A 25434-nucleotide genomic window follows, 5' to 3' on the forward strand; every position below is an offset into this window, starting at 1 on the left:
ATCCCGATCGTCACGCCGTGAATGTAGCCGGTGCGGCCGCCCTGCGGTTGTCGCGAGAAACACCCCACGCGGCCAGGACTCCACCCATTGCGCCGAACAGGTGGCCTTCCCACGACACGCCCGGCTGGCCCGGCAGCACACCCCACAGCGCCGCGCCGTACAGGGCGAACACGCCGACGGCGATCACGAGCTGCAGCCACGACCGCGCGAAGACACCGCGCACCAGCAGGAAGGTGAGGAAGCCGAACACGAGCCCGGACGCGCCGATGTGGCTGCCCTCGCTGCCGAACACCCAGACGCCGAGCGTGCTCGTCAACCAGATGACCGCGGTGACCTGGAAGAACTGCTTCAACCCACCGGAGGAGGCCAGGAACCCCAGCAGCAGCAACGGAACCGCGTTGCCGGTGAGGTGGCTCCAGTCGCCGTGGATCAGCGGCATCCACGCCAGGTTGTCCCACTGGCTGAAGTCGCGCGGCCGCACGCCGTCGTCCTCCAGCGAGCCACCGGTGGCGACGTCGAAGGCCTCGACGACGTAGAGGAAGCCGACGAACCCGGCCACCACCAGCAGCGACAGCACGGGGTGCGGCGGTATGACCCGTTTCGCGAGCGCAGTGCGGTCCACGTGTCCAGCCTACGTGCACCTAAGGTGGTCGGGTGTCGATCGAGGTAGCGGTGCGCGTATCGGCCCAGCTCGGCGAGGGGCCGACCTGGGACCACAGCAGCTCCACCCTGCTGTGGGTGGACATCCTGGCGTCCGAGGTGCACCGGTACGCGCCGGCGCGTGACGACGACGCGGTGCTCGCGCTCCCCCAGCACGTGGGCGCCGCGAAGCCGCGTGCGCAGGGCGGCCTCGTCTGCAACCTGCGCGACGGCATCGCGCTGGTCGACCGCGACGGCACCAAGAGCTGGCTCGTCTACTGGGCGCGCGACGGGGTGCGCGGCAACGACGCGGGCGTCGACCCGTCCGGTCGGCTGTGGGCCGGGACGATGCGCTACGACCAGGCGGCGAACGAGGGCTGGCTCGCGCGGGTCTCCGGTGACGGCGCGGCGAAGGTCGTGGTCAGCGAGGTCAACACGAGCAACGGCGTGGGCTGGAGCCCGGACGGCACGCTCATGTACTTCATCGACACGCCCACCCGCCGCATCGACGTGTTCGACTTCGACAACGCCGCGGGCACGGTCTCGAATCGCCGCCCGCTCGCCCATATCGGCGGCACCGACGGCTCACCGGACGGGCTGACGGTGGACGCCGACGGGTGTGTGTGGGTCGCGCTGTGGGGTGGTCACGCGGTGCGCCGCTACACCCCGGGCGGCGAGCTGGACCGGGAGGTGGCGCTGCCGGTGGACCAGCCGACGGCGTGCTGCTTCGGCGGCAGCGACTTCACCGACCTCTACGTCACCTCGGCCCGCGTCGGGCTGTCCGACGAGACGTTGGTGCAGCGGCAGCTCAACGGGTCCGTGCTCGTGCTGCCCGGGATCGGCGCCGGACTGCCGGGAGTCGCGTTCGCGGGCTGAGGTGCGGTGACCGGAGTGGTCACCGCACAACCGGTCAGGCCCAGAGGTGCCCGTCGAGCCGCGCCGCCGCCTCGTCCAGGGTGCCCGAGTACGCGCCCGTGGACAGGTACTTCCAGCCGGCGTCGCAGACGATGAACACGATCTCGGCGGACTTGCCTGCGACCTCGGCCTTCTGCGCCACGGCCAGCGCGGCGTGCAGGATCGCACCGGTCGAGATGCCCGCGAAGATGCCCTCGGACTCCAGCAGCTGCCGGGTGCGGCGCAACGCGTCGTAGGAGCCGACCGAGTACCGCCCGGTCAGCACCGACTCGTCGTACAGCTCCGGCACGAAGCCCTCGTCGAGGTTGCGCAGGCCGTACACCAGCTCGCCGTAGCGCGGTTCCGCGGCGATGATCTGCACGTCCGGCTTGGCCTCGCGCAGGTACCGCCCGACACCGACGAGCGTGCCCGTCGTGCCCAGGCCGGCCACGAAGTGCGTGATCTCCGGCAGGTCGGCGAGGATCTCCGGCCCGGTGCCGCGGAAGTGCGCGTCGGCGTTGGCCGGGTTGCCGTACTGGTAGAGCATCACCCAGTCCGGGTTCTGCTTGGCGAGCTCCTTGGCCGTGGCGACGGCCTGGTTCGACCCGCCGGCCGCCGGGGAGAACACGATCCGCGCGCCGTAGGCCTGCAGCAGCTGGCGGCGTTCGGTCGAGGTGTTCTCCGGCATCACGCACACCAGGCCGTAGCCCTTGAGCTTCGCGGCCATGGCCAGCGCGATGCCGGTGTTGCCCGAGGTCGGCTCCAGGATCGTGGCACCGGGGCGCAGCACGCCGTCCCGCTCCGCCGCCTCGATCATGGCCAGCGCGGGCCGGTCCTTGATCGAGCCGGTCGGGTTGCGGTCCTCGAGCTTCGCCCAGATGCGCACGTTCTCCGACGGGGACAGCCTCGGCAGGCCCACCAGCGGGGTCCCGCCGAGCGCGTCCAGCAGCGAGTCGTAGCGCGCCATGGTGTGGCTCAGCCGCCCGCGACGGCCGGGAGGATGGTGACGTTGTCGCCGTCCTTCACCGCGGCGTCGAGGCCACCGGCGAAGCGCACGTCCTCGTCGTTGACGTAGACGTTGACGAAGCGGTGCAGCGCACCCTCCTTGACCAGGCGGGCCTTGAGGCCGCCGTGGTTGTTCTCCAGGTCGTCGATGACCTCGGCGAGCGTCGCGCCGGTGGCGGACACCGACTTCTCGCCCCCGGTGTGGGTGCGCAGGATGGTCGGGATCGACACGGTGACGGCCATGGTGGTTCTACCTCCGGGAGAAACTTCAGGATTCGATGATCTTGACCGGTTCCTCGGTCACGACGCCGTCGACGATGCGGTACGACCGCAGCTCGTGCTCGATCGGGTCACGCGTGGAGACCAGCACGTAGTGCGCCTCCGGCTCGCCCGCGAACGAGATGTCGGTGCGGGACGGGTACGCCTCGGTGGCGGTGTGCGAGTGGTAGACGACCACCGGCACCTCGTCGTTGGCGTCCATCTCCCGCCACACCTTGAGCTGCTCACCCGCGTCGAACCGGTAGAAGGTGGGCGACCTCTCGGCGTTCTCCATCTCGATGAAGCGCTCGGGGCGGTCCGAGCCCGCGGGCCCGGCGATCACCCCGCACGCCTCGTCGGGGTGGTCACGGCGGGCGTGGGCCACCATCGCGTCCACCAGGTCACGGCGAATCACCAGCACGCAGTCAATCCTACGGGCTGGCGGAAGTTGTCTCGGTATGCGAGATAACACCTCCCGCACCTGGCCTTGCCTGCGCAGATGCGGGCTCCGGGACGGTCACCGCCGCCGGCTGAGCACCACCACGAGGTAGAGCGCCAGCAACGCCACACCGCGCCGCCGCTGCCCCTGGTCCAGGGTGCGCCACGCGGCCAGCTCCGCCCACGCGGCGAGCGGGGTGGTGAGCACGCCCAGCTTCATCAGCACCTTCCCGACCCCCGGCGGGACCAGGAAGGACGCCACGAAGAGCCCGGCGGGCGCGACCGCCACCAGCTCCCTCCCGGGCACCTCGCGGCCCGCCACGGAGGGCGGTACGAGCTCGGACACGACACCGGCTGCCTGATCGATCACATCGGCCATGCCGGCGGGTTACCCACTCAGAGGTCGCGGAACGCCTGCACGCCGTTCGCGGTCGTCGCCTCGCGCGCACCGGACACCACGGCCTCGGCGAACGCGTCCGCGGCGGCCGTGCAGAGCGCGTCCAAGGCGAACGCGCGCGGTTCCGCGAGCGGGCGGGCGCCGGTGGCCAGTGCGAACACCGTGTCACCGTCGAACATGGAGTGCGCGGGGCGCACCGCCCGCGCGAGCCCGTCCTGGGCGGCCATCGCGAGGCGCTGGCACTCCGCTTTGGACAGTTCCGCGTCGACGGCGACCACGCCGATCGTGGTGTTCAGCCCGTCCGGTTTGCGCTGCGGCAGCACCACCGGTGACGTGCCGAGTGACGGCAGCCACGGCAGGCCCGTCGCGCGGTCCACGACCTCACCGGCCGCGTTGACCACGGCGAGCGCCCCGATGTGGTGGCCACCGACCCGGCCGGTGAACGCGCCGATGCCGCCCTTGAGCGACCCGACCCGCGCACCGGCACCCGCGCCGACGCAGCCCAGGGCGAACTCCGCGGCGGCAGCGGCACAGGCTTCGTAGCCGAACGAGGCGTCCGGCCGGTTGCCCCACTCGGACATCGGCAGGTCGAAGATCACCGCACCGGGCACGATCGGCACCACGTGGTGCGGCTGCGCGCCGACCTGGAAGCCGATCGAGCGTTCGGAGAGCCAGCGCATCACGCCGTCCGCCGCCGCGAGCCCGTACGCCGACCCGCCGGACAGGCAGATCGCGTGCACCTGCTGCACCAGGTTCGCCGGGTCCAGCAGGTCGGTCTCGCGGGTGCCGGGGGCGCCGCCGCGGCCGTCGACCGCGCCCACCGCGCCGGCGGGCACCAGCACGACCGTCGTGCCGGTGTTCCAGCCGGGTTCGACGCGGTGGTGGTGCCCGACCAGCACGCCGGGGATCACGCCAGCATCGCCTCGACCAGCGTCTCCTGCACCCAGGTGAGCCAGTGGTAGACGCCCAGGTGCGGCGAGCGCGGGTCCTCCGGGGGCAGCTCGTCCGGCATGTCCTCCTGGACGTCCAGCGCCGTCCCGAGGGCCAGACGCACGTCGTTGAGCGACGCGAGCCAGGCCTCCGCCTCACCGATCGTCAGCCTGATCTCCCCGCCGTCGGGAGAGCAGGTCCGCAGCACGGTCTCGGCGGCACCGGTCTTCTGGTCCAGCAGCTCCGGCTCGTGCAACGACCGCAGAGCCGCCGCGGAGTCCACCTCCGCGGGGTCGGGCGCGTCGTCGTCGAGCCGGTGGAAGTCCGGCAGCAACCGGCCCAGGATCGGGTCGTCGGGTGCCTGCGAGGGTCCGGTCCTGATCCCGGTCAGCTCGGCGAGCTCGTCCTGGGGCGCTTCCTCGGCGCGGGCCATCAGCATGTCCTGGATCTGGCTGACCAGACCCCGCACGACCGCCGCCTCCTGGCGGTCGAGCCTGCCGACGACGACGTCACCGTCGCGGATCCACCGCTTCACGAGGCCCGCTGCATGGTCGCCCAGAGCCCTGCCGCGTGGAGCTTCGCCACGTCGGCCTCCACCTTGTCCTTGGTGCCCGATGTCACGATCGCCTTGCCCTTGTGGTGCACGTCGAGCATCAGCTTGGTCGCTTTGTCCCTGCTGAACCCGAACAGCTTCTGGAAGACGTACGTCACGTACGACATGAGGTTGACCGGGTCGTTCCAGACCACGGTCTGCCATGGCCGGTCCTCGGCTGCGATCTCCGCGCCAATGGGCTCGGCATGCGTCCGTTCCTGTTCGACGGGCGTGGTCATACCGCCAATGGTGTCATGTTCGCCGCAGTCGCGGAGACGGCATGCGGCTAAACCGGATGCGACCTTAGGGTGGGTGACCATGAACTCCACGGCCTTGCTGACCGACCACTACGAGCTGACGATGCTCGCGGCCGCGCTGCGTGACGGCACCGGTGACCGTCCGTGCGTGTTCGAGGTGTTCGCGCGCAGGCTCCCGGACGGCCGCCGCTACGGCGTGGTCGCGGGGGTGAACCGGCTGCTCGACGCCATCGAGGACTTCCGCTTCGGCGAGGAGGAGATCGACCAGCTGCGCCGCAACGCCGTGGTCGACGACGCCACGCTGGAGTGGCTCGCGAACTACCGGTTCTCCGGTGAGGTCGACGGCTACCCGGAGGGCGAGCTCTACTTCCCCGGCTCCCCGGTGCTGACCGTGCGCGCCTCGTTCGCCGAGGGCGTGGTGCTGGAGACGCTGGCGCTGTCGATCCTCAACCACGACAGCGCCATCGCCTCGGCCGCCGCCCGCATGGTCACCGCCGCGAACGGCCGGCACATGATCGAGATGGGCTCCCGCCGCACGCACGAGGAAGCCGCCGTGGCATGTGCCCGCGCGGCCTACCTGGCGGGCTTCCACGCGACCTCCAACCTGGAGGCGGGCCGCAGGCACGGCATCCCGACGGCCGGCACGTGCGCGCACGCGTTCACGCTGCTGCACGACACCGAGGAAGAGGCGTTCCGCAGCCAGGTCGAGGCGCTGGGCGTCGGCACGACGCTGCTGGTCGACACCTACGACATCACCGAGGGCATCAAGACGGCCGTGGCCGTCGCGGGCCCCGAGCTGGGCGCGATCCGGATCGACTCCGGCGACCTCGGCGTGATGGCCAGGCAGGCGCGCGACCAGCTCGACGCGCTGGGCGCGAAGAACACCCGGATCGTCGTGTCCAGCGACCTCGACGAGTACGCCATCGCCGCCCTGCGCGCGGAGCCCGTGGACGCCTACGGCGTGGGCACCTCGGTCGTGACCGGGTCCGGCGCGCCGACCGCGGGCATGGTCTACAAGCTCGTCGAGGTCGACGGGCGGCACGTGGAGAAGCGCAGCACGTCGAAGCAGTCGCGCGGCGGCTGGAAGAAGGCGCTGCGCCGGCACAAGGACACCGGCACGGCGCTGGAGGAGGTCGTGTTCCAGGCCACCGCGGAACCCGAGCTGGGCCCGCACGACCGGCTCGTGCAGGTCCCGCTGATGCGGGCGGGCAAGCTCGCCGACGGCGTCCCCGGGCTGGAGCAGAACCGCGAACGCCTGCGGGCCGCGCTGGTCAGCGTGCCGTGGGAGGGCCTGAAGCTCTCGCGCGGCGAGCCCGCGATCCCGACGGTCTACCTGGAGGAGTCGAAGTGACCAAGGCACTGATCGTCGTCGACGTGCAGAACGACTTCTGCGAGGGCGGGTCCCTCGCGGTCGCCGGTGGCGCGGCCGTGGCGGAGGCCATCTCGCGGCACATCGCGGCCTCGTCCTACGACCACGTCGTGGCGACCCGCGACTACCACGTGGACCCCGGTGAGCACTTCAGCGAGACGCCGGACTTCGTCGACAGCTGGCCGGTGCACTGCGTGGCCGGCACGGCCGGTGCGTCGTTCCACCCCGAGCTCGACGTCGCCGGGATCGAGCAGGTGTTCTCGAAGGGCCGGTTCGCCGCGGCGTACTCCGGGTTCGAGGCGGAGAACGACCTCGCGGGCTGGCTCACCGCCAAGGGCGTGACCGAGGTGGACGTCGTGGGCATCGCGACGGACCACTGCGTGCGGGCCACGGCGCTCGACGCGCACCGCAACGGGTTCCGCACGACGGTGCTGGCCGGGCTGACCGCGGCCGTGGCGCAGAACACCCGCGACGCCGCTCTGGACGAGCTGCGCGCCGCGGGTGTCGTGGTGTCCTGAGCTGCCCCGACCGCTACGGGGTGGGCGAGCAGGCCGCCGTGCCGAGGGTGATGCTGCCCGTGTAGCCGGACGACGGCTCGAACGTGATCCGCAGCAGGGTCGTGCTGAGGCTGCCGTCGTTCGGCTCCGGGAACGCGGTGTCGGTGAACTTCGCCTTGGCCAGCACGGTTCCGGTGCTGGACTTGACGTCGTGGACGTACCCGGCGGGGATCTGCGCGGGCAGCCCCGGCCAGCCGGACAGGCCCTTGAGCCCCCAGGCCGCCTGCGTGCCCTCCGCGTCGGCGGAGCAGGTGATCGTCCACTCGGCGATCTTGAGCCGCGGGCCCTTCTGCGCCATCAGCGCCGACAGCTCGAAGGCGGTGCCCTTGGCCGTCGACGTCGTCGTGGTGGTGAACTCCGCCTCGTTGACCACGGTGGTCGTGCAGGTGGAGGACGTCGCACCGATCTTGAGCCCGGTCCCGCTCACCGCGGGGCTCGCCCCGGTGACCGTGCCCGCCTGCTCCGGGTTCACGTCGCACGCGGCGAGCGGGCCGACCACGACCGTCTGGCCGCCCTGCTGCGCGAAGTCCGCGGACCCGGACGACGCGCGGCCGGGCGGGTTCGCCGCCAGCGCGGGCGCGGCCGTGGCGAAGGTCAACGCGACCACGACACCGGCGATCACACTCTTGCGCACTTCGGTCCCCTCGGGCTCGGTCATGTTCGGTTCCTGACCCCGATCCTCTCCGCGTCGCACGGCTGAGCCGACAGTTCGCCCCGTACATCACCCGTTCGTGGAAGCCGGACCAACCGACCTGGTGACGCACGAGCTGCTAATACACGCCCGCGAGGGTGGCGAACGGCTCCCGGCGCGGCAGTGCGGTCGGCAGGCCGGCCAGCCGCTCGATCGCCGCGCAGACCCGGACGGCGGCACGCCCGTCGCCGAAGGGGTTGCGCCCTGGGGGGAGCCGCAACCGGGAGCCGAGCACCCAGCCCGCCTCGGCGAGGATGCGGGTGGTGTCGGTGCCGACGAGCCAGGCGCACCCGGCGTCGACGGCCAGCACGCGTTCGGTCGTCTCGCGCAGCACCAGCACGGGCACGCCGAACGACGGCGCCTCCTCCTGGAGTCCGCCGGAGTCGGTGAGCACCAGTGCGGCGCGCTTGAGCACCCGCACCAGGTCCGGGTAGTCGAGCGGGCCGGTGATGACGACCCGCTCGTGCCCGCCGAGCAGGGAGACGACCTGTTCGCGCACACCGGGGTTCGGGTGCGCGGGGACCAGCACGTGCAGGTCGGGGTGGCGGTCGGCGAGGGACCGCACGGCGTTGAGCACGCGCATCAACGGCCGGCCCCACGACTCGCGCCGGTGCACGGTGAGCAGCAGCAGCCGGCCGCCGGTGGCGTCCAGGCCGCGTTCCAGCGCGGCGAGGTCGGCGCTGCGGGCAGGGAGGTCGAGGGCGGCGACCCGCTGCACGGCGTCCACGACCGTGTTGCCGGTGACCACGACGTGGCTGTCCGGCAAGGACTCCGCGTGGAGGGCGTTGGCCGCGTCGTCGGTCGGCGCCAGGTGCAGCGAGGTGACGCGGGAGATCATCTGCCGGTTCCCCTCCTCGGGGAACGGGCCGTACAGGTCGCCGGTGCGCAGACCGGCCTCCAGGTGCGCCACGGGGATGCCGCGCCAGTACGAGGCGAGTGCCGCGGCGAGGGCGGTGGTCGTGTCGCCCTGCACCAGCGTGACCGCCGGGTCGCGGCCGGCCAGCACGGCGTCGAACTCGGGCAGCAGCCGGGAGACCAGCTCGGCCTGGGTGCCGCTGGTCCTGGGCACGTCCAGGCGCAGGTCGGGGACGAGGTCGAACGCGCTGAGGGCCTGCTCGACCATGCCGGAGTGCTGTCCGCTGTGGACGATCGTGGGGCGGAGGCCGGGGTGCCCCCTCAACGCGATCGCGACGGGGGCGATCTTCACGGCTTCCGGGCGGGTGCCCGCGACCAGCAGAACTTCCTTGCTCACACCGTTGTCCTCTCGGGGGAGGCGGGCCGGTCCGCCCGGGTGCGGGGGCATCCCCGGGCGGACCGGTGATCAGCCCGCTCGATTCGGTCTGGTTGTGGCCGGGACGGGGACCGCGCGCCGCTTCCTGCGCGCCGAGCGCAGGAGGAACGCGCCCGCGACGAGCAGCACGACTCCCGCGGCGATCCACCACGTCACGTCCGCGCCGGTGACCGCGAGGGCACCGACACCCGTGCCGACGCCCACGCCGGTTCCGGGGACCTTGTACATCGGCCGCTCTCCTAGACCGCGGTGAGCGACGCGCGCCTGCGCAGCGCCACGAACGCGACCGGGACGGCGACGACACCGAGCAGGCCGAGGCCGATCCACAGGCCGGCGCCCGACGCCATCGGGATGGGCAGGCCGGCGGGGCCGCAGGTGGCGGACGAGATGATCACGTCACCGGTGCCGATCGAGCCGAGCACGCCCTGCAGCAGCCTGATGTGGATCGCGTTGACCGTGAGGCTGCCGTCGGCGTTCTTCAGCTGCTCGTTGAAGACCACCTCGGCGACCTTGACCCCGGCGAGCGCGACGTCGAGCACGGTGTTCGGCGCCGGGTCGGCGTTGACCTGGCCGAGCTCGCCCAGGTCGACGCCCGTGAGCTTCGCCTTGCCGGCCAGGCCCTTCTGGGTGGCCGCGCACTCCGCCTCCACCAGCTCGGCGGAGATCTTGCCGGTGACCCCGGACAGCAGGTCGACCCGGACGTCCGCGGTGCTCGCCCGCGAGGACACGCCGCCGGACCTCTCGTCGCGCGACGCGGAAGCGTTGATCACACCGGTCTTGAGGATGCCGGTGAGGTCGACGCCCAGGAACGTGTTCTGCGTCGGCCCGTTCGCGGTGGCGGCGGCGAACGGCTCGGCGTTGACCGCCGGGCTGCCGAGCAGGGTCACGGTGAGCTTCGCGCCGTGGGCCGAGGCGTCCCCCGGAGCGGCCGAAGCGGGTGCGGCACCGGCCAGAAGTGCTGCGATGGCAGCAACTCCGGCCAGTCCCGTCAGTCGGAAACGCATGAAACTCCCTCCGTCATTCCTCCGGCCCCAGGGCGCGTTCGAACCAAGCTGGTTCACGCTTTCCGGGGGCAGTTACCGGCATCGGCGTTATTCCGGGGGAACTGAGGGTTACTCCCCGTATCGGGCGACATGATCACTCGACTCGCCCAGTCGGTGCCACGGATCGTGGGACTTTTGATCAATTTCCGGTCACGGCATCACTCGATCCGGGGATGAGGGCTGACGTTCCGTCAACCGATGGAAGGTCAAGTAGCCCGTCTGGGCGCTCCCTCATCGGTGGAAAGGATTCTCGGGTGACGCTTGCCCTGCGCCGCGCCGCATTCCCGAGCCGGGTGACGGTGGTCGTCCTGCTCGCACTCGCCGCCGGACTCGTGTTCGCGCACCGCCTCTACCGCACGGTGGAGATCTCGCTGTCCGGTGCGGTGCTGAGCGCCGTCAGCTCCTACGGCGTGGAGGTCGTCGCCGACCGCCAGACCGTCTACTTCGGACTGGGCTCGGACACGCCGCTGGGCCTGCGCATGACGCCCGAGTGCACGTCGGCGTTCCTGGTGCTGCCGCTGGTGGTCGTGGGCGCGGTGATGATCGCGCTGCGGCCGCGGGTCCAGTCGCGCGTGCTGGTCGCGCTGGGCGTGGCCGCGCTGGCGGTCGTGGTGGTCAACCAGTTCCGGGTGCTCACGCTGGTGGGGCTGGTGGACTGGCTGGGCGTGGACACCGGCTACTACTGGGGGCACACGCTGCTGGGGTCGATGGTGAGCGTGTTCGGTGGCGCGGCGGCACTCGTCGCGTTCGTGTGGCTGGCGACGCGGAAGTGAGCCTCGACCTCGTCCTCGGGTTCACGCAGGCGCTCGCCCTGACCATGAGCGTCGCCTTCGTGACGTACGTGTTCGTGATCGTGGTGCCGTACCTGCGGCGCAAGCCCGCGCCCATCGGTGAGCCGTCGTCGCTGGAGTGGCACTTCTTCGTGCCGTGCCGTGACGAAGAGGCCGTCATCGGTGACACGATCCGCTATCTGCGCGGGACGTTCCCCATCGCGCACGTGTGGGTCATCGACGACGACTCCGACGACCGCACCGCGGGAGTCGTGCGCGCGTTGAAGCGCAACGGTGGCGTTCGCGACCCGAACATCCATCTCGTGCAACGCCAACGCCCGTACGCGCGCACCGGCAAGGGCAACGCGTTGAACGACGCCTACCGCACGGTGAAGCTGTGGATGGGCCGGCGCGCGGACACCGAGAGCGCGATCATCGTCGTGGTCGACGCGGACGGCCGGCCGGCACCGAACTTCCTGGAGGTGTGCGCGGCCCAGCACCTCTTCGGCAACCCGCGGATCGGCGCGGTGCAGGTGGACGTGCGGATGATCAACGCGGGCCAGCGCCAGCCGGGGGTGTCGCGGTGGCGGCGCGCGTTCGGCGCCGGGCTGGTGCGCATGCAGGACCTGGAGTTCCGCACGGCCATCGCGGCGATCCAGCTCTCGCGCGGCGCGACCGGCACGATCTCCATGGGCGGCAACGGACAGGCCACGCGACTGTCCGCTTTGGACTCGATCGCCGGACCGGCGGGCAGCCCGTGGCGCGGGTCGCTGCTGGAGGACTTCGAGCTCGGCGTGCACCTGCTGACCGAGGGCTGGCACACCGGGTTCACGCTCGACACGCACGTGAACCAGGAGGCGCTGTACTCGTTGCGCCGGTTCCTCGCCCAGCGCACCCGGTGGGGTCAGGGGACGATGCAGTGCACGCGCTACCTGCGGCGCATCTGGGACTCCGACCACCTGACCACGCTGGGCGCTGCCGAGATGACGTACTACCTCGCCCAGCCGTGGATGCAGCTGCTCGGCACGCTGATCTACCCGATCCCGGTGGCGCTCATGGCCTATCGGTTCGCCGTGTCGCCGTCGGAGGTCGTGTTCTGGTTCTTCGACGGCGCGTGGGTCCTGTTCACCGTGTACGGCGCGTTCGGGCTGTTGCCGTTCGTGCTGTGGGGACCGGTGTACCGCGCGCGTTGCGAGCCCGTGGGTTTCTGGAGGTCCATCGGGTACGGGTTCGGTTACGCGTTGTACATCTACACCTTCTACATCACGTCTTGGCGCGCGGTGGTCAGGCTGGCCCGCGGCCACAACGGATGGGCCAAGACCAGGCGCAACACCGAACGCGTGGGCGGCAAGGTCGCACTCGATGTGTGACCGGTCACTTTGTGCAGATCAGACAAAGACGTTCTCGAGTTCCCCTGGTTAATCTCAGGCCCTCTTGCCATTCCGCCTGGGAGGGAACGCTCGTGGCCGCTCTCGCACTCGCGCCCCGTCGCACCGTGCTCGCCGACTTCGTCCCGGGCGCACTCGCCCGCGACCTCACCCTCGTGGTGGCCGGTGCCGCCCTCACCGGTCTCGCCGCGCAGGTGGCGCTGCCGATCCCGGGCAGCCCGGTGCCGCTGACCGGTCAGACGTTCGCCGCGCTGCTGGTCGGTGCCGCGCTGGGCTGGCAGCGCGGCGCGATCTCGATGCTGCTGTACCTGATCGCCGGTGTCGCCGGTGTGCCGTGGTTCCAGGGCGGTTCGTCCGGCGTCCCGGTGTCGCTGGGCTACGTGGTGGGCTTCGTGTTCGCCGGTGCCCTGGTCGGCGCGCTCGCCGCCCGCGGTGGTGACCGCACGCCGGTGCGCACGGCCGGCACGATGGTGCTGGGCAACCTCGCGATCTACGCGGTCGGCGTGCCGTGGCTGATGGCGATGACCGGCATGGGCTTCGTGAAGGCGCTGTCGGTGGGCGTGCTGCCGTTCCTGCTCGGTGACCTGCTGAAGGTCGCACTGGCCGCCGGTCTGCTGCCGGGCGCCTGGGCTCTCGTCCGCCGCCGGTAGCGTGGACCGGGTGGTGACGCCCGGGGAGTACCTGGACCTGCTGGATGCGCGCCTGCCCGGTCTTGTGGCAGGCGCGCATCTTCACGGCTCGCGCGTGCTGGACGACGTGGTGTTCGACTCCGATCTGGACGTCGTCGTCGAGCTCGCCGCTGCTGCTGATGTGCCCGCCGTGGACGGTGTGGACGTTTCCGTGGTGATGGCGGGCGACCTCTCTCGTCCCGTTTCTTCGGTGACGCCTCTTTTCGGCGAAGTCACGCCCGTGCTGTGGCAACAGTTGCGGACCGTCGGTCAGACCGTGCGCGGCACACGGCCCGCATGCCCGGTCACTGCTGCTGAGGTGGCGGCGTACTGCCGTGCGAACCTCGTGTCGTACTGGAAGCCTCAGCTCGACGCCGGTCGTGCCGCGCTGAGGACCGTCGACCAGCGCATCCCGGTGTTCCGCGAGGCCGTGCTGTGGGTCGGTCTGGGTCCCGCGCGCCTGTGGCACACCATCCGCACGGGTGAGATCGTCAGCAAGTCCCGCGCCGGCGTCCTGGCCGCCGAGCAGTGGCCCGACCTCGGCCCGTTGCTCCTGGACCTGGTCGAGGCTCGCCGGGACGCCGCCGTCGTGCTGACGCCGGACCACCTCGCGGCGGCACTCGGCCTGGGTGACCGCGTCCTCGCCGACGTGACCGCCTGACCTCGTTCGGTGACCGGCGTAACACCGTGCCCCGGCCCGTCGAGAACTCCGTGACGTCCCCTGCTCACGGAGATCCCCCAGTGCAGACCACCCCCGAGGAACTCGCCTGCCTCGCCGGCGGCCCCCGCCGCGCCGCCGAGGTCGCCGTCGCCCGCCTCGCCGACGCGGGCCAGCTGCGCCTGTCCCGTGAAGGCTTCGCCACGGCCACCTCCCGCCACGGCGCCGCCACCCCGCTGGAGGCCCGCGTCCTCGGCGAGCTCCGCCGCTCCGGCCGCTACCTGCCGGACCTGCTGTCCGCGGTGGCCGAGAGCCAGGAGGCCGCAGGCCTGCGCGCCCACCTGGTGGACCGCGGTCTGCTGCGCGCCCGCCGTTCCCTGCGCCCGCGCCTGTACCCGTGGCTGTTCCTGCTGGGCTTCGCCCTGATCGGTGCGGGCGTCGTGTCGTTCGTGGCACCGGACGTGCTGTCGTTCGTGCCGGTGACCGTGCCGGGCTGGGCGTACTTCCCCGCGGCGGTGGCCCTGATCGCGCTGGCCGCCGTGCTCGGTGCCCGTGACCCCGGCCGCCTGCGCACACGGGCGGCGATGCGGATCGTGCGCCGCGCCGAGGCCCGGGTGTCGTCCGCGCGCAGCACCGAACGCCACACCCCGCACTACCGCCTGCGCGCGGTCGCCGTGGCCGGTCTGGGCGGGCAGGCGGCGTTGTTCGGGCTCACCCCGGCCGTGGTGGGTGCGCGGACCAAGTCGTCGGACGGCGGCAGCAGCTGCGGCGGCGGTTGCTCGTCGAGCAGTTGCAGCAGCAGCGACGGCGGCAGCAGCTGCGGCGGCGGTTGCGGCGGCGGAGGCGGCGACTGACCCAGTCGGTAGTGGAAAAGTGCCTGTTGATGTTGAGTTGGCGGTACTCGCAGATGCGGGTGGAGCAGGAGTGTCGGGGGTGGCGGGTACGGTCTTCCCCGTGCCTGAAGTTCCCCCCACCCTGAGCCTGCTGGAAACCGCCGTCCACGCCGTCGGCGGCGCCGAGCGCCCCGGTCAGGTGGAGATGGCCGAGGCCGTCGACCGCTCCATCCGCACCGGTGAGCACCTGGCCGTGCAGGCGGGGACCGGCACCGGCAAGTCGCTCGCCTACCTGGTGCCGAGCATCCGGCACGCGGTCGCCGAGAGCGAGACCGTGGTGGTGTCGACGGCCACGATCGCGTTGCAGCGGCAGCTGGTGGACCGGGACCTGCCGCGGCTCGCGAAGGCGTTGAAGAAGGAGCTGGGGCGCGAGCCCACGTACGCCATCCTCAAGGGGCGGCGGAACTACCTGTGCATGCACCGGGTGCACAACGGCGCGCCGGAGGAGCCGGAGGACGCGCTGTTCGACCCGTTCGCCGTGTCGAAGCTCGGGCGTGAGGTGAAGCGGCTGCACGAGTGGTCGTCGGACACCGAGACGGGCGACCGGGACGAGCTGGTGCCCGGTGTCAGCGAGCACGCGTGGCGGCAGGTGAGCGTCACGGCCAGGGAGTGTCTCGGGGTGTCGAAGTGCCCGATCGGGTCCGACTGCTTCGCCGAACGGGCACGGGCGCAGGCCGGCAAGGCCGATGTCGTGGTCACGAACCACGCGATGCTCGCCATCGACGCCCTTGAGGGCTACCAGGTGCTGCCGGAGCACGACGTGGTGGTGATCGACGAGGCGCACGACCTGGTCGACCGGGTCACGTCGGTGGCCACGGAGGAGCTCACCGGGGCGTCGATCTCGATCGCGGCACGGCGCTGCGGGCGGCTGATCGACCAGGACGTCGCCGACCGGCTGGCGGAGGCGAGCGACGGGCTCGCGATGATCCTGGAGGACCTGCCCGCCGGCCGGCTGGACGAGCTGCCGCGGGCCTTGGCCGGTGCGCTGGCGGCGACCAGGGACGCGGCGCACATGTGCATGTCGTCGCTCGGGCCGGAGCGCAAGGAGGACGTGGACGGCGCCACGGACCGCAAGCTCGCGATGTCGTTGCTGGAGGAGGTCCACGACTGCGCGGTGCGCATCCTCGACGCGTTCGGCGAGGAGCGCGACGTGGTGTGGGTGTCGGGCGACTTCAACCAGAAGACGCCGGCGTTGCGCGTCGCCCCGCTCGGGGTCGGCGGGCTGTTGCGGGAGCGGTTGTTCGGCAAGCGCACCACGGTTCTCACGTCGGCGACGCTCACGCTGGGCGGCGCGTTCGACGCGATGGCGCGGCAGTGGGGGCTGCCGCCGTCGGAGCAGGTCCGCAAGATCGAGGGCGCGGCCACCGACAAGGAGGTCAGGGACGTCGACGGTCCGAAGTGGAGCGGTCTCGACGTCGGCTCGCCGTTCGAGCACCGGTCGAGCGGCATCCTCTACGTGGCACGGCACCTGCCGCAGCCGGGCCGGGACGGGCTGCCGAAGGAGTACCTCGACGAGATCGAGGGGCTGGTGAACGCCGCCGGCGGTCGCGCGCTGGGGCTGTTCTCCTCGACGCGGGCGGCCAAGGCGGCTGCGGAGGCGTTGCGGGACAAGATCGAGTACCCGATCCTCTGCCAGGGCGACGACGCGACCGGCCTGCTGGTGAAGAAGTTCGCCGAGGACGAGCGCACGTGCCTGTTCGGCACGCTGTCGCTGTGGCAGGGCGTGGACGTGCCGGGGCCGAGCCTGCAGCTGGTGATCATGGACCGCATCCCGTTCCCGCGCCCGGACGACCCGCTGGCCTCCGCACGCCAGAAAGCCGTCAACTCCCGTGGAGGCAACGGCTTCCTGACGGTCGCGGCGACGCACGCGGCCCTGCTGCTCGCCCAGGGCGCCGGCCGCCTGCTGCGGTCGATGTCGGACAAGGGCGTGGTCGCGATCCTCGACCCGCGCCTCGCCACCGCCCGCTACGGCGGCTTCCTGCGCGCCTCGCTGCCTCCGTTCTGGACGACCTACGACCCGGATGTGGTCAGGGCCGCTCTCCAGCGCCTGGACGCGGCGCAGACCCGGTGACGCGCTCGACCAGCTCGTCGCGGTAGGCCTCCGCCGCCGCCCGTTCCGGATCGTCGGCGGCGGCCCGCTTCAGCGCACCCTCCAGGATCTTCAACGCCTGGCGCTCATCTCCGCGCGCGTCCCCCTGGCGTGCGGCGTTCTCCATCGCCCTGGCCAGCGCGGTCCGCGCCTCGGGTGCCGTGCCGGGCGTGCTGATCCGGATCCAGTTGCCGCCGGGGTCGACGACGGCGAACCCGGTGTACCGGTCGTTGCGCAGCCGGGGCCGGGTCATCCGCGGGATGCCGGAGATGAGCAGTTTTCCGTGCACGGCACGCATTCCCGCCGCGAACGCTTCGAACAACTCGTTGATGTCCGGCACGATGACCACGCACGTGCTGTACGACTGCTCCGGGTCGTAGCCGTCCATGCCGAAGAAGTGCAGGTTGATGTCTTCGCGCCGCAACGCCACATAGGGGTTCGGCTTCGTCTGCCGGTACGTGATCTCGAACCCGAGCATCTCGTAGAACGGCGCGATCTCGTCGATGGAGGGACAGGGCAGAAGTGGAATCGTCAGTTCGTTCGCCACCGCCCGAAGCTAAGCCCGGTCCCGCCGGAACGACACCGAGCTATTTGCTCATGCGAACAGCATGACCACGCCAGCCAGCACGAACAACGCCGACACCACCGCGATCGCCAGCACACGGCCACGCGGCGTCTGCGCGTGCCGCAACGCCATCCCCAACGGTCCGATCCCAGCCACAACAGCTCCCTTCGACGGCATGACGACAACAGCGAGCAAAGCCCCGAACGCCACGCGCACCGGCGACATGCCTAGTTCGCGCGCCCCGGCAACATCCGCTTCCCATTGCTCGCGATAGCGCTCATCGCCCACAACGGCAGCCGCGAGGCGCACCAACAACAACGCGACTCTCATTGCGCCGCCCTCGGCACGAAACGCGGTTCCGGAGCACGCGCCGCGACCACGCGACGAGCCTCCGCCGCACCGTCGGGCGTCAGCACGTACATCCGCCGCCGCGGCCCCTTGCGCGTGTCGTCGTCCTCCCACGACGACGTCACCCAGCCGGCCCGCTCCAACCGGTCCAGCAACGGGTACACACTGCCCGACGGCCGCCCGGTCAGCTTGATGATCTCCAGGCCCCAGCGGGGTCCGGAGGCGCCGAGCAGCACCTCCAGCACGTCCACCGTGGCCTTGCCGATGCGGCGCAGTGGCTCCACGCCAGTAATACTACCTATGTAGATTAAGCCGTTCAAGCAGCTCTTCGCGGAACTCCAGCGCCGACGCCAGGTCGTCCTCCGACGCGTCCCGCTCGCGGGCCAGCGCCCCTTCGAGGATGCGCAACGCCTGCCGTTCCGCCCCGTGCGACCCGGCCAGCGTCTCCGCGCTGTGCAGCGCCCGCGCCAGCCCGTTGCGCGCGGGCTCGCTCTCCTCCACCGCCGGCACGACGCGGATCCAGTTGCCGCCGGGGTCGACCACGAGGAACCCGTCGCGCCGGGGCCGGGTCATCCGCGGGATGCCGGATGACAGCACCTTCCCGTACACCGCCCGCATGCCGTGGGCGAACGCGTCGAACACCTCACGCGTGTCCTCCACCTGCACCAGGCACGAGCTGTACGACGTGGCCGGGTCGAAGCCGCGGATGCCGAAGAAGTGGAGCTGGACGTCCTCGCGCCGCACCGACAGGTAGGGCGTCGGCCGGTACTGCCGATGCGTGATCGCGAACCCGAGCATCACGTAGAACTCGGCCACCTCGTCGATGGAGGCGCACGGCAGCAGCGGGATCGTCACCTCGTTGGCCACGCAGGCCACGCTAGACCGGAGATCAGCCGTCGACCAGCAATCCGCGCAACGGTCCTTGCAGCCTTCCGGCCCGCCGCGACACCCCGGGCAGCGGCATCACCCGTGACGGCCGCTTCAGCGCCGGGCGCCAGATCTCGTCCACGACCTCGTGCGCGGGTCCGGACACGTCGGCGTCCAGGTGCTCCGCCCACAGCCGCAGCCGGGTCGAGCGGGCCACCTCGGCGTCATCGGTCACGACGTTCACCTCGGTGTCGTTGAACAGCGAGTGCTCGTTCAGGTTCGCCGAGCCGATCGACAGCCACTCGTCGTCCACAATGGACAACTTGGCGTGCACGTACACCGGCGCGTCGCCGTGGGAGACGAGGGTCGCGGCGATCAGCCGACCGCCCTCGGGGTCGGCGTCGAGCAGCCTGCCCAGCTGCCCGCGGGTGGTGTCGGCGCCGTTGCTGGGCTTCTGCGGCAGCAGCAGCACCATCCGGAACTCGTCCGACGGCGGGTTGCTCAGCTTCTCCAGCAGCACCTCGGTGATCTCGGGCGACCACAGGAACTGGTTCTCGATGTAGATCAGCGACTTGGCCGCGCGGAACGCCCGCAAGTACGAGTCGAGCAGCGTGAAGTCGCCGTGCGGCGCGAAGTCGTAGGTGCCCTCGGGGATCGTCCGCACCAGCTGCACCGACGACGAGCCCGCCTCCGGTGGTACCTCGGGCGCGGGCAGGGTCTCCCCCGCGATCTCCAGCCAGCGGGCGGCGAAGTGGGCGGCCACCTCGGACACGGCCGGGCCGGAGACCTTCGCGATGTGGTCGTGCCAGCCGAGGTCGCGCGGCGGGTGCTCGGGCGAGTCGTGCCGGTCGCCCTCCACCGCGGTCATGTCGAGGCCGCCGACGAACGCCACGTCGTCGACGATCACGACCTTCTCGTGGTGGCAGTGCAGCGTCCGCTCACGCGCGTCCAGCTCGCACCGGACCGCACCGCACTCCAGGAACGCGTGCTTCGCGGCCTCCGCCCGTTTGCGGGTCGGCTCGAAGAACGGCACCGGCGGCCCCGCCCACAGCAGCACCCGCACCGGCACCCGTTCCGCGGCGGCGGCCAGCAGCTCGCGCAGCTGCGGCGCGCCCGGCTCACGGGTCAGCCGGAAGTCCGGCGAGGCGTGCCAGTTCGCGATGTGCACGTACTTCTGGGCGTTCTCGATGGCCTCGGCGATGGCGGGGAACGCCTCGGCGCCGTCGACGAGGACCTGGATCTTGTTGCCGTGCTGGACCGGACGGCGCGGGGTGAACCACCCGGCGCCGTCGCCGTCCAGCACCTCACCCCAGCCGAGCCGGCGGAGCCTGCGCGTGTGGTGCGAGCACAGCAGGTTCTCCAGGCCGTCACCCAGCCTGGCGTCGAGCACGTCGAGTAGGCCCACGAAACGTGGATTTACCCGAATTACGCGGTTCTAACCCGAAATGTCAGCCCAGAGGTGCGATCACAGTTGTCGTCCCCGGTTCCACCTCGGTGAAACCGGCGTCCCGCACCGCCACGACGTCCGCGCTGTGCACCAGCGCGTCCCACTCGGCCACCGACGGCGTGCGCACGGCGCAGCGGTAGTCGATCGCCGCCCACGCCTTCAGCTCGTCGCCGGACAAGTGCGGTGCGAGCAGCATCGACGCGTGGCCGACCTGGGCCGCGAGCTTGCCGGCGGACATCTCCACGCGAGGGTTCGTGTACAGCACGTGGGCCCCCTCGGGCACCGCACCCGGCTCGTCGAGGGGCAGGTCCGACCCGGAGATCTGCAGCTTGGCGACCTCGCGGGGCGTCTCGGAGACCAGCACCGGCAGCAGCGAGCGCACCGACGCGCCCTCCACGGTGACCGTCACCCCCGGCAGCGCCTGCACGGCCTCCCACTGCACGCCACGGGCCCGGCGCGACACCTTCCGGATCCGCCCGGCCACCCACGCCCGCACGGCCTCGTGCCACTCCCCGCCCTCGTCGGCACGCGGGTCGAGGCACACCGCGACCGCCGACGCGGCCGCGGCCTCCAGCAACGCGGTGCGGCCCGGCGGGTCGACGCGTTCGATGCGCAGGACCATCGGCATCGCGCGGACTTCCGACTCCTCGGCGTAGTTCCGGGAGGCGATCAGGTCGAGGATCGTCACAGCCGGGTCGACTCCAGGCCGTCCGCGGCGTCCGCGGCCTCCACCTCGGCACGGGTGACGCCCAGGATGAACAGCACGGCGTCCAGGAACGGGTGCGACAGCGCCGTGTCGGCCACCTCGCGCAACGCGGGCTTGGCGTTGAACGCGATGCCCAGGCCCGCCGCGTTCAGCATGTCGATGTCGTTCGCACCGTCACCGACCGCCACGCACTGGGCCAGCGACACGCCGGCCTCCTCGGCGAACCGGCGCAGCGCCACGGCCTTGCCCGGCCGGTCGACGATCTCGCCGACGACCTTGCCGGTCAGCTTGCCGTCGACGACCTCCAGCGTGTTCGCCGCGCAGAAGTCCAGCTGCAGCTCGTCCGCGAGGCCGGTGATCACCGACGTGAACCCGCCGGACACCACACCGCAGTAGAAGCCGAGGCGCTTGAGCGTCCGGATCGTCGTGCGGGCACCGGCCGTGAGCTCCAGCGACGCCCCGACCTCGTCCAGCACCGTCGCGTCGAGGCCCTCCAGCAGCGCCACCCGCCGCCGCAGCGACTCGGCGAAGTCGAGCTCGCCGCGCATCGCGGCCTCGGTGATCTCGCGGACCTGCTCCTCGCACCCGACGTGCGCGGCCAGCATCTCGATCACCTCGCCCTGGATCAGCGTGGAGTCGACGTCGAACACGACGAGCCGCTTCGCCCGGCGGGTGAGCCCGGCCCGTTCGACCGCGATGTCGAGGCCGACCCGCACGGAGACGTCCGCGAGCGCCGACCGCAGCTCCGAGTCGTTCTCCAGCGTGTCGTCCGCGACGGACACGCGCAGTTCGAGACCGGTGACGGGGTAATCGGCCACACCGCGGATCGCGTCGATGTTCACGCCCAGCGAGGCGAGCCGGCGGGCGACCTCGGTGAACGCCTTCGCGGTCACCGGGCGGCCCAGGACGATCAGCACGTGCGAGGACTCCAGGCGCGCGCTGCGCTTCGAGTCGGCGCCGACCTCGATCTCCACCTGCATCGAAACGGTCGCCATGGCCTGCTCGACGGCCTCCTGCAGGCCCTCCGGGTCGTGGTCGGTCGACACCAGCGCACCCAGCACCAGCCGACCCCGGATCACGACCTGCTCGACGTCGAGCACCTCGACCCCGTGCCTGGTCAGCACGGCGAACAGCACCGAGGAGACACCGGGCTTGTCGGGACCGGTCACGGTGATCAGCACGGGCGTTTTCACGTCGTCGTCTCCTCGCAGCACGCGTAGTACGCGACGAGCCCCGGCCGCACGCGGCGGCCGGGGCTCGTCGTTGAACCTGTGACGTGCAGGTTACTTGTGGTCGGAGTCGTCCTTCTCGGAGGCCGTCCCCGACTTCAGCGCGGAGGCCGCCAGCTCCGACAGGGCGGGCGGCGCGTCCTCGTGCCGGATCGCCTTGCCGGTGAAGGTCACGTGACCCTCGTTGCGGATGCGCTCCACCATGTGCGGGTAGTGCAGCTCGAACGCCGGGCGCTCCGAACGGATCCGGGGCAGCTCGGTGAAGTTGTGCCGCGGCGGCGGGGACGAGGTCGCCCACTCCAGCGAGTTGCCGTAGCCCCACGGGTCGTCCACGGTCACGACCTCGCCGTACCGGTACGACTTGAAGACGTTCCAGATGAACGGCAGCGTCGACGCGCCCAGGATGTAGGCGCCGATCGTGGAGATCATGTTGAGCGTGGTGAAGCCGTCGGACGCCAGGTAGTCGGCGTACCGGCGCGGCATGCCCTCGTTGCCCAGCCAGTGCTGGACGAGGAACGTCGCGTGGAAGCCGAGGAACGTCGTCCAGAAGTGCAGCTTGCCCAGCGGCTCGTCCATGAAGCGACCGGTGATCTTCGGGAACCAGAAGTAGATGCCCGCGAAGGTCGCGAAGACGATCGTGCCGTAGAGCACGTAGTGGAAGTGCGCCACGACGAAGTACGTGTCGGACACGTGGAAGTCGATCGCGGGCGCGGCCAGCAGGATGCCGGAGAGACCACCGAAGAGGAACGTGACGATGAAGCCGATGCTGAACAGCATGGGCGTCTCGAACGTCAGCTGGCCCTTCCACATCGTGCCGATCCAGTTGAAGAACTTCACACCGGTCGGGACCGCGATGAGGAACGTCATGAAGGCGAAGAACGGCAGCAGCACGGCGCCGGTCGCGTACATGTGGTGCGCCCACACGGCCACCGACAGGGCGGCGATGCCGAGCGTCGCGTAGACCAGGCCGTTGTAACCGAAGATCGGCTTGCGGCTGAACACCGGGAAGATCTCCGACACGATGCCGAAGAACGGCAGCGCGACGATGTAGACCTCGGGGTGGCCGAAGAACCAGAAGAGGTGCTGCCACAGGATCACGCCGCCGTTGGCGGTGTCGAACACGTGGGCACCGAGGTGGCGGTCGGCCAGCAGGCCGAGCAGCGCCGCGGTGAGGATCGGGAACGCGAGCAGCACCAGCACCGACGTCACCAGGATGTTCCAGGTGAAGATCGGCATCCGGAACATCGTCATGCCGGGCGCGCGCAGGCAGACCACGGTGGTGATCATGTTCACCGCGCCGAGGATCGTGCCGAGACCACCGATCACCAGACCGGCGATCCACAGGTCGGCGCCGACACCGGGCGAGTGGATGGCGTTGCTCAGCGGCGTGTACGCGAACCAGCCGAAGTCGGCGGCACCACCGGGGGTGATGAAGCCCGACATCACGATCAGGCCGCCGAAGAGGTACAGCCAGTACGAGAACGCGTTCAACCGCGGGAACGCCACGTCGGGCGAACCGATCTGCAACGGGAGGACGAAGTTCGCGAAGCCGAACACGATCGGCGTCGCGTACAGCAGCAGCATCACGGTGCCGTGCATCGTGAAGAGCTGGTTGAACTGCTCCTGCGAGAGGAACTGCATGCCGGGCCTAGCCAGCTCGGTCCGCATCAGCATGGCCATCGCGCCGCCGACCATGAAGAAGGCGAACGAGGTGACCAGGTACATGATGCCGATTTGCTTGTGGTCCGTGGTGCGGAACATCCGCAGCAGGAAGGACCCCTTGACCGCAGTGCGCGTCGGAAAAGGACGCGTTGCGATCGGCTGCGGGGCTACGGCCGTCACGGTGCCTCCAGGCCTTGGTGGGACCAGTCGTTCGGGAAACTCCCCGGATATTAGACGCAGCCGATCAGCTCCACTCGGGTGGGCCATGGCCCGTGGCCAGCGGCGTAGCGCAGGTCACACGTAAGGTGACCCCCGTGCTTCGTACGTTCGCCGTAGCCGCGACCCTTCTGCTGGGTATGTCCCCTTTGGCCGCGTGCGGCTCGCCCGCCACGCACAACTCGGCGGACGTCGCGTTCGCGCAGGGCATGGTCCCGCACCACGAGCAGGCCGTGGAGATGACCGGTCTGGTGGCCGAGCGCACGGACAGCGCGCACGTCGTCGACCTGGCCGAGCGCATCGCGCGGCACCAGCAGCCGGAGATCGACCGCATGAACGGCTGGCTCAAGGCGTGGGGCGCCCCGGTGAAGGCCTCGTCCCACGCGGACCACGGGCACGCAGCCGACCACGGCATGGTCGACCTCGGCACCCTCGCCGACCTGCGCGGGACCGACTTCGACCGGCAGTGGCTGTCGCTGATGATCCAGCACCACCGCGGCGCCGTGGAGATGGCGCGCAAGCACCTCGACGCCGGTACCGATCCGGGCGCGCGCTCGCTCGCGCAGGACGTCGTCGCAGCTCAGGAGAAGGAGATCGCGGAAATGGAGTCGCTCCTGCCCCAGGGGTGATGTGACCCTCGTCCCCATGAGCGCCTCCGCCGCCGTGAGGGCCGCCGTGTCACTGGCCGCCGCGCACGGCATCACCGCCACGGACCCGGCCGTGCTGAAGGACGGCAGCAACGTCATCGTCCACCTGCGCCCGGCACCGGTGGTGGCCCGCGTCGCCGCCCGCACGGCCCTGGTGCGCCCGTCCGTGGCCGATCACTTCGCGCGTGACCTGGCGATTTCCGCGTTCCTGGCCGCTCGTGGCGTGCCGGTCGTGATGCCCTCGGCGGAGCTTCCCGCAGGGCCGCATCCGTACGACGGGTTCGTGGTGTCGTTCAGCACGTTCGTGCCGCACGACCCCGGCTACGAGTTCTCACGCCTTGACGTGCTCAAGCTGCTGCCCGCCCTGCACGCCGAGCTGCGGTCCTATGACGGCCCTCTGCCCGTGCGCGGCCCTGTGGACGACGTCGACAACACGCTGGCCTATCTGAATGGCATAGGCGTGCCGGATCTTGAACCGTTCCGTGAACGCCGTGCCGAGCTCATGGCGTCGTGGGACGCCCACTACCGCGACGTCCAGCCCCTGCACGGCGACCCGCACTGCGGCAACCTGCTGATGGGCCCGCACGGTCCCGTGTGGCTCGATTTCGAGGACACCTGGCGCGGCCCGATCGCCTGGGACCTCGCCTGCCTGGCCGGTGCCGAAGGCGCGGAAGCCGCCCGGCGCACCGTGGGGACCTACGGTGGCGGGGCGGCTCCCGAGGACGTGGAGTTCCACGTCCGCACACGCATCCTGTTCGGCACGCTCTGGGGCGTGCTGATGCAGAACTCCTAGGGCCTGTGTCGAGGTCCCGTTCGATGAGAGTCGCGCCTGAGGTGGTTCCTGGCGGTGCGGGCGGACAGCCCGCATACCGGTGTTGTATGTGGGCTGTCCGCCCGTGCCCCCAGGGGCCGCCTCAGGC

31 protein-coding genes are annotated in these 25434 nt (G+C 71.0%); 11 read left to right on the forward strand and 20 right to left on the reverse strand.

The features are described 5' to 3' along the window. Positions 1–10: 10 nt before the first annotated feature. Entirely contained in the window at positions 11–622 is a 612-nt protein-coding gene (locus ACZ7CF_RS32020; protein WP_458434109.1) for a rhomboid family intramembrane serine protease, read from the reverse strand. A gap of 32 nt (positions 623–654) precedes the next feature. Between ACZ7CF_RS32020 and ACZ7CF_RS32025 the strand changes: the two genes are divergently transcribed. Continuing rightward, on the forward strand, positions 655–1515 hold the full coding sequence (locus tag ACZ7CF_RS32025) for an SMP-30/gluconolactonase/LRE family protein (RefSeq protein ID WP_458434111.1): 861 nt from the start codon (positions 655–657) through the stop codon (positions 1513–1515). 34 nt (positions 1516–1549) lie between these two features. On the opposite strand, the gene ACZ7CF_RS32030 is transcribed toward ACZ7CF_RS32025, so the two are convergent. From ACZ7CF_RS32030 to clpS, 7 genes are all read right to left on the reverse strand, one after another. Beyond that, positions 1550–2500, reverse strand: a complete 951-nt coding sequence (locus ACZ7CF_RS32030; protein WP_458434112.1) for a PLP-dependent cysteine synthase family protein — start codon at positions 2498–2500, stop codon at positions 1550–1552. Between the two features lie 8 nt (positions 2501–2508). Beyond that, positions 2509–2781, reverse strand: a complete 273-nt coding sequence (locus ACZ7CF_RS32035; RefSeq protein ID WP_053735880.1) for a MoaD/ThiS family protein — start codon at positions 2779–2781, stop codon at positions 2509–2511. A gap of 25 nt (positions 2782–2806) precedes the next feature. Further along, positions 2807–3217, reverse strand: a complete 411-nt coding sequence (locus ACZ7CF_RS32040; protein WP_053735881.1) for a M67 family metallopeptidase — start codon at positions 3215–3217, stop codon at positions 2807–2809. A gap of 96 nt (positions 3218–3313) precedes the next feature. Continuing rightward, a complete protein-coding gene (locus ACZ7CF_RS32045) occupies positions 3314–3613 on the reverse strand; it encodes a hypothetical protein (protein WP_053735882.1) in 300 nt (99 codons plus the stop codon). A 17-nt stretch (positions 3614–3630) separates the two neighbouring features. After that, complete coding sequence (locus tag ACZ7CF_RS32050; protein WP_470371329.1) at positions 3631–4542, reverse strand: P1 family peptidase; 912 nt, start codon at positions 4540–4542, stop codon at positions 3631–3633. Then, positions 4539–5096, reverse strand: coding sequence for a DUF2017 domain-containing protein (locus ACZ7CF_RS32055; protein WP_360398199.1), 558 nt, complete (start codon positions 5094–5096; stop codon positions 4539–4541). Before ACZ7CF_RS32055 ends, ACZ7CF_RS32050 begins: the two co-directional genes overlap by 4 nt. Further along, a complete protein-coding gene (clpS, locus tag ACZ7CF_RS32060) occupies positions 5093–5392 on the reverse strand; it encodes an ATP-dependent Clp protease adapter ClpS (RefSeq protein WP_053736042.1) in 300 nt (99 codons plus the stop codon). Before clpS ends, ACZ7CF_RS32055 begins: the two co-directional genes overlap by 4 nt. A 79-nt stretch (positions 5393–5471) precedes the next feature. Between clpS and ACZ7CF_RS32065 the strand changes: the two genes are divergently transcribed. Together ACZ7CF_RS32065 and ACZ7CF_RS32070 are read left to right on the forward strand one after the other, a co-directional pair. Further along, the gene (locus tag ACZ7CF_RS32065; protein WP_360398197.1) at positions 5472–6761 is read left to right on the forward strand and encodes a nicotinate phosphoribosyltransferase; all 1290 of its coding nucleotides are present in this window, start codon (positions 5472–5474) and stop codon (positions 6759–6761) included. Next, positions 6758–7297: an isochorismatase family protein gene (locus ACZ7CF_RS32070; protein ID WP_360398195.1), complete on the forward strand. Its 540-nt coding sequence runs from the start codon at positions 6758–6760 to the stop codon at positions 7295–7297. The genes ACZ7CF_RS32065 and ACZ7CF_RS32070 overlap by 4 nt, the downstream gene beginning before the upstream one ends. Before the next feature lie 13 nt (positions 7298–7310). Here ACZ7CF_RS32070 and ACZ7CF_RS32075 read toward each other — a convergent pair whose 3' ends face one another. From ACZ7CF_RS32075 to ACZ7CF_RS32090, 4 genes are all read right to left on the reverse strand, one after another. Continuing rightward, positions 7311–7994, reverse strand: coding sequence for a hypothetical protein (locus tag ACZ7CF_RS32075; RefSeq protein WP_470371330.1), 684 nt, complete (start codon positions 7992–7994; stop codon positions 7311–7313). A gap of 112 nt (positions 7995–8106) precedes the next feature. Next, on the reverse strand, positions 8107–9279 hold the full coding sequence (wecB, locus tag ACZ7CF_RS32080; protein ID WP_360398191.1) for a non-hydrolyzing UDP-N-acetylglucosamine 2-epimerase: 1173 nt from the start codon (positions 9277–9279) through the stop codon (positions 8107–8109). 69 nt (positions 9280–9348) lie between these two features. Further along, positions 9349–9546 (reverse strand): LPXTG cell wall anchor domain-containing protein, encoded by a 198-nt coding sequence (locus ACZ7CF_RS32085; RefSeq protein WP_360398189.1) that lies wholly within the window; start codon positions 9544–9546, stop codon positions 9349–9351. Between the two features lie 11 nt (positions 9547–9557). Continuing rightward, positions 9558–10322 (reverse strand): choice-of-anchor P family protein, encoded by a 765-nt coding sequence (locus ACZ7CF_RS32090; RefSeq protein ID WP_470371331.1) that lies wholly within the window; start codon positions 10320–10322, stop codon positions 9558–9560. Between the two features lie 293 nt (positions 10323–10615). Between ACZ7CF_RS32090 and xrtP the strand changes: the two genes are divergently transcribed. The 6 genes from xrtP to ACZ7CF_RS32120 all read left to right on the forward strand — a co-directional run bounded on the left by xrtP (position 10616) and on the right by ACZ7CF_RS32120 (position 16809). Continuing rightward, positions 10616–11134, forward strand: a complete 519-nt coding sequence (gene xrtP, locus ACZ7CF_RS32095) for an exosortase P (RefSeq protein WP_458434116.1) — start codon at positions 10616–10618, stop codon at positions 11132–11134. A 44-nt stretch (positions 11135–11178) separates the two neighbouring features. Then, entirely contained in the window at positions 11179–12501 is a 1323-nt protein-coding gene (locus ACZ7CF_RS32100; RefSeq protein ID WP_470371478.1) for a glycosyltransferase, read from the forward strand. Positions 12502–12593: 92 nt separating this feature from the next. Next, positions 12594–13169, forward strand: coding sequence for a biotin transporter BioY (locus ACZ7CF_RS32105; RefSeq protein WP_360398183.1), 576 nt, complete (start codon positions 12594–12596; stop codon positions 13167–13169). Positions 13170–13179: 10 nt separating this feature from the next. Beyond that, positions 13180–13848 (forward strand): hypothetical protein, encoded by a 669-nt coding sequence (locus tag ACZ7CF_RS32110; protein WP_360398181.1) that lies wholly within the window; start codon positions 13180–13182, stop codon positions 13846–13848. Positions 13849–13898: 50 nt separating this feature from the next. Beyond that, positions 13899–14699, forward strand: a complete 801-nt coding sequence (locus ACZ7CF_RS32115) for a TIGR04222 domain-containing membrane protein (RefSeq protein ID WP_470371332.1) — start codon at positions 13899–13901, stop codon at positions 14697–14699. Positions 14700–14799: 100 nt separating this feature from the next. After that, positions 14800–16809: an ATP-dependent DNA helicase gene (locus ACZ7CF_RS32120; protein ID WP_360398177.1), complete on the forward strand. Its 2010-nt coding sequence runs from the start codon at positions 14800–14802 to the stop codon at positions 16807–16809. On the opposite strand, the gene ACZ7CF_RS32125 is transcribed toward ACZ7CF_RS32120, so the two are convergent. The 8 genes from ACZ7CF_RS32125 to ctaD form a co-directional block, all read right to left on the reverse strand. Continuing rightward, on the reverse strand, positions 16766–17374 hold the full coding sequence (locus tag ACZ7CF_RS32125; protein ID WP_470371333.1) for a VOC family protein: 609 nt from the start codon (positions 17372–17374) through the stop codon (positions 16766–16768). The two genes, ACZ7CF_RS32120 and ACZ7CF_RS32125, sit on opposite strands and share 44 nt — an antisense overlap. 48 nt (positions 17375–17422) lie before the next feature. Beyond that, positions 17423–17722 (reverse strand): hypothetical protein, encoded by a 300-nt coding sequence (locus ACZ7CF_RS32130; protein WP_360398173.1) that lies wholly within the window; start codon positions 17720–17722, stop codon positions 17423–17425. Next, positions 17719–18024, reverse strand: a complete 306-nt coding sequence (locus ACZ7CF_RS32135; protein WP_470371334.1) for a PadR family transcriptional regulator — start codon at positions 18022–18024, stop codon at positions 17719–17721. The genes ACZ7CF_RS32130 and ACZ7CF_RS32135 overlap by 4 nt, the downstream gene beginning before the upstream one ends. 10 nt (positions 18025–18034) lie before the next feature. Continuing rightward, positions 18035–18607 (reverse strand): VOC family protein, encoded by a 573-nt coding sequence (locus ACZ7CF_RS32140; RefSeq protein ID WP_470371335.1) that lies wholly within the window; start codon positions 18605–18607, stop codon positions 18035–18037. Positions 18608–18629: 22 nt separating this feature from the next. Continuing rightward, positions 18630–20012, reverse strand: a complete 1383-nt coding sequence (locus ACZ7CF_RS32145; protein WP_360398167.1) for a phospholipase D-like domain-containing protein — start codon at positions 20010–20012, stop codon at positions 18630–18632. A gap of 43 nt (positions 20013–20055) precedes the next feature. Beyond that, positions 20056–20682 (reverse strand): peptidyl-tRNA hydrolase, encoded by a 627-nt coding sequence (locus ACZ7CF_RS32150; protein ID WP_470371479.1) that lies wholly within the window; start codon positions 20680–20682, stop codon positions 20056–20058. Positions 20683–20738: 56 nt separating this feature from the next. Continuing rightward, complete coding sequence (gene serB, locus ACZ7CF_RS32155) at positions 20739–21953, reverse strand: phosphoserine phosphatase SerB (RefSeq protein WP_470371336.1); 1215 nt, start codon at positions 21951–21953, stop codon at positions 20739–20741. Between the two features lie 90 nt (positions 21954–22043). Further along, a complete protein-coding gene (ctaD, locus tag ACZ7CF_RS32160; protein WP_360398163.1) occupies positions 22044–23831 on the reverse strand; it encodes an aa3-type cytochrome oxidase subunit I in 1788 nt (595 codons plus the stop codon). A gap of 176 nt (positions 23832–24007) precedes the next feature. Between ctaD and ACZ7CF_RS32165 the strand changes: the two genes are divergently transcribed. Continuing rightward, a complete protein-coding gene (locus ACZ7CF_RS32165; protein WP_360398161.1) occupies positions 24008–24496 on the forward strand; it encodes a DUF305 domain-containing protein in 489 nt (162 codons plus the stop codon). A gap of 16 nt (positions 24497–24512) precedes the next feature. Further along, positions 24513–25307, forward strand: coding sequence for a phosphotransferase (locus ACZ7CF_RS32170; RefSeq protein WP_470371337.1), 795 nt, complete (start codon positions 24513–24515; stop codon positions 25305–25307). The last annotated feature ends 127 nt before the right edge of the window (positions 25308–25434 follow it).

This window comes from Lentzea sp. NPDC036955, assembly GCF_055608005.1.